The organism is Streptomyces sp. 13-12-16 (genome assembly GCF_002114215.1).
Lineage (GTDB): Bacteria > Actinomycetota > Actinomycetes > Streptomycetales > Streptomycetaceae > Streptomyces.
In genome coordinates this window covers 1-2849 of sequence record NZ_NCTE01000194.1, presented here as the reverse complement: position 1 = coordinate 2849, position 2849 = coordinate 1, and the positions used below count along the sequence as shown (strand labels likewise).

General features: G+C 74.5%; 5 protein-coding genes. 3 read left to right on the top strand and 2 right to left on the bottom strand.

Annotation, left to right across the window (positions count from 1 at the left end; all coding sequences use genetic code 11):
• Both B7767_RS08830 and B7767_RS08825 read left to right on the top strand, forming a co-directional pair.
• A partial coding sequence (locus B7767_RS08830; protein ID WP_085571685.1) for a GAF and ANTAR domain-containing protein occupies positions 1-500 on the top strand: 500 nt, incomplete at its 5' end.
• 27 nt (positions 501-527) lie between these two features.
• Positions 528-803 (top strand): hypothetical protein, encoded by a 276-nt coding sequence (locus B7767_RS08825; RefSeq protein WP_085571684.1) that lies wholly within the window; start codon positions 528-530, stop codon positions 801-803.
• Between the two features lie 21 nt (positions 804-824).
• Here B7767_RS08825 and B7767_RS08820 read toward each other — a convergent pair whose 3' ends face one another.
• A complete protein-coding gene (locus B7767_RS08820) occupies positions 825-1685 on the bottom strand; it encodes a helix-turn-helix transcriptional regulator (protein ID WP_179167073.1) in 861 nt (286 codons plus the stop codon).
• A 113-nt stretch (positions 1686-1798) separates the two neighbouring features.
• Between B7767_RS08820 and B7767_RS08815 the strand changes: the two genes are divergently transcribed.
• Positions 1799-2008, top strand: coding sequence for a 4-oxalocrotonate tautomerase family protein (locus B7767_RS08815; RefSeq protein ID WP_085571683.1), 210 nt, complete (start codon positions 1799-1801; stop codon positions 2006-2008).
• A 135-nt stretch (positions 2009-2143) separates the two neighbouring features.
• Here B7767_RS08815 and B7767_RS46220 read toward each other — a convergent pair.
• Positions 2144-2849: hypothetical protein (locus B7767_RS46220; protein WP_085571682.1), on the bottom strand; the 706-nt coding region annotated here is incomplete at its 5' end.

Genomic DNA, 2849 nt, shown 5'->3' with positions numbered 1-2849 from the left:
CCACCCTGGGCGACGGCCCCTGCCGCCATGTCCTGGAGTCCGGCGCGCCGGTCCTCGCCCGCGACCTCGCCGCCGCCGGCTGCGCCGACCGCTGGCCCGTCTTCGCCCAGCAGGCGCTCGGCGCCGGAGTGCGCGCCGTGTACGCGCTCCCCCTCGGCAGCGGCCCCCTCTGCGTCGGCTCCCTCGACCTCTACCGCGACACCCCCGGCGGACTCACCGGCGGCCAGCTGCGGGTGGCCCGGCTCGTCGCCGGCGTCATGACGGCGGCGCTGATGGACCTGCCGTACGGCTTCCAGGGCGACGACGAACCCTGGCTCAGCGGACTGGCCGCCGACCACGACCGGGTCCACCAGGCCGTCGGCATGATCATGGCCCAGCTGGGCATCGGCGCCGACGAGGCCCTGGCCCGGCTGCGCGCCGACGCCTTCGCCCACGGCCGCACGGCCCTGGAGGTCGCCCTGGACGTGGTCTCCCACCGCCGCCGCTTCGACACACCCTGACCGCGCGACTGTCTACCCTTGACGGTCATGGACATCGCCATCCTCTTCCTCACCTGCGTCGTGATCCTCGGTGTCGCGTCGATCCAGAGCCACCTCTCCCGGGCGGACCGCCGCGCCGCCCGCGTCGAGCGCAAACTCGACGCGGTGATGCGGCACTTGGACCTCCACGAGGAGATACCGGGCAGGGACGAGATCCTCGACCTCGTACGGCAGGGCAAGAAGGTCCAGGCGATCAAGCGCTACCGCGAGAACACGGGCGCGGACCTGGTCGAGGCCAAGCAGGCCGTGGACCGCCTGGGCTGAGCCACCGGCACGCCCGAGCGGTCAGCGGACCGCCCCGGGGAGCTCCTGGGTGCCGATGACCGACAGGAGGCCGAGCAGTTCGGCGCTGTCGGTGCCGACCGCCGGGGTGAACCAGAGAAGCCGCTGCCGGCCGTCCTCGCTGAACAGGTTGAGGCAGTTGACCTCGACCACGCCGAGGGCGGGGTGGACGATGCGCTTGCGGTCGTCCCGGCGGAACGCCACGTCGTGCTCGGCCCACAGCGCGGCGAACTCGGCGGAGCCGTCGAGCAGCGCGCCGACCAGCGAACGCACCTCCGCGTCCTTCGCGTTCCGCCGGGCGGCGGCCGCGCGCAGGTCGGCCACGAAGGCGCGGGACTGGACCGCGTGATCGGCCCGCGGATACAGCCGCCGGGCGTCGGGCTCGGTGAACCACCGGTGGACGAAACTGGCCCGCGCGCCCCGGAAGCCGGAGTGGTCCCCGAGCAGCGCCACCGCGAGCGGATTCTGTACGAGGGTGACGTGCAGGTCGGTGATGACCTGCGCCGGTGTCGACGTCAGCCGGGTGAGCAGGTCGAGCATCCCGGGGTGCACGTGCGAGGCGGCCGAGCCCCGCACCGGCACCGGGCGGTTCGCCAGGTGGTAGAGGTGGTCGCGCTCGTCGGCGGTCAGGCGCAGGGCCCTGGCCAGCGCGGCGAGCATCTGCTCGGACGGCTGGGAGCCTGCTCCGCGCTCCAGTTCGTTGTAGTAGTCCACCGACGCCCCGGCGAGCTGCGCGACCTCGTCACGGCGCAGTCCGGGCACCCGGCGCCGGGGCCCGGAGGGGAGCCCGACGTCGGCCGGGCGGATCCGCTCCCGCCGCGACCGCAGGAAGGCGCCCAGCTCGGCGTGTTTCACAGAACCCATGCCCCCATGCTCCATCCGGCCGGGCGGCCGGCACAGGGGACGACATCCCCTGGTTCCGCCGTCCGGCGGCGCGCACCGTGGAGGGCGTCGCCCTCGAAGAAGGAGTAACGGTCATGCCTTTCGCCCACTTCAAGGTCCCCGCGGGGACCCTCACCGCCGAGGACAAGAAGAAGATCGTCGAGCGCACCACCGACCTGTACGCGGAGATCTACGGCGAGCGGGCCCGGCCCACCACCGTCGTCCTCGTCGACGAAGTCGCCGACGGCGGCTGGGGCGTGGCCGGCGCCGTCCTGACCGCCGCCATGCTCAACGGCGACGCTTGACCCGTCGCCCGTCGCCCGTCGCCCGTCGCCGGGGGTCGGCGGGCTGGGAGCCGGGAGCCGGAAGGTCGGGAGGCCGGGGAGCCGGAAGCCGGGAGGCAGGGAAGCCGGGAAGCCGGAAAACGGCCCCGGTGACTGTCAGACCCGTACCCGCGCCTGTCGGCCGACGTCCGTCAGGCGGTCCGCGCCGAGCTGGGTCATCGCCTGGGTGACCTCGGGGAGGACCTCGCCGAGACCGCCGTTGGTGAGGGTGATCGTGTCCTCGCCGACGCGGACCGCCGCGAGGTTCACGGTGAGGTGCGTCGGGGCTCCGCCGGACGCCTCCCCGGTCATCGTCAGCCGCAGTCCCGCCCGCGCGTCACCGGCCTCCGGCAGCGGGAGCTCCGCCACCTCGACGAGCTGGGCGCCGGCCCGGGTGGTCGTCGCCTCGAACCGCTCGCACTTCTCCGGCAGCGTCCTCATCCAGGCCAGGACGCGGTCCACGTCGGCGGGCGGGTGCGCGGCGACCTGGTAGCGGAGCTGGGAGTCGTTGTAGGCGTCGTCGAGCACGGCGGTGGCGCTCGGCCCGGCCGGCGGGCCGAACAGCTCCTCCGTGTAGAGGGCGTCGAGCAGCCGGCGGCAGTCGGCGTCCTCCGTCTTCGCCTTGAGCATCCCGTCCCGCCAGGTCGCCGCGCCCCGGCTCGCCATCCACGGCTCCCCCAGGTCCGTCTCCGTGATCAGCGCCGCCCTTAGCTGCTCCTCGCTCAGCGCCTGGGCGGAGGGCGAGGGGCGGGCGGCGGGGGAGGCCGCGGGAGCCGCGGGCGCGGAGGCCGACGGCGGTTCGGACACGCCCGCGGGCAGCGCG

What these genes read in the sequence shown, in the direction of transcription:
- B7767_RS08815 (WP_085571683.1), top strand. Translation starts at nt 1,799, where the DNA reads ATGCCTTTCGCCCACTTCAAGGTCCCCGCGGGGACCCTCACCGCCGAG.
- B7767_RS08820 (WP_179167073.1), bottom strand. Translation starts at nt 1,685, where the DNA reads ATGGGTTCTGTGAAACACGCCGAGCTGGGCGCCTTCCTGCGGTCGCGG.
- B7767_RS08825 (WP_085571684.1), top strand. Translation starts at nt 528, where the DNA reads ATGGACATCGCCATCCTCTTCCTCACCTGCGTCGTGATCCTCGGTGTC.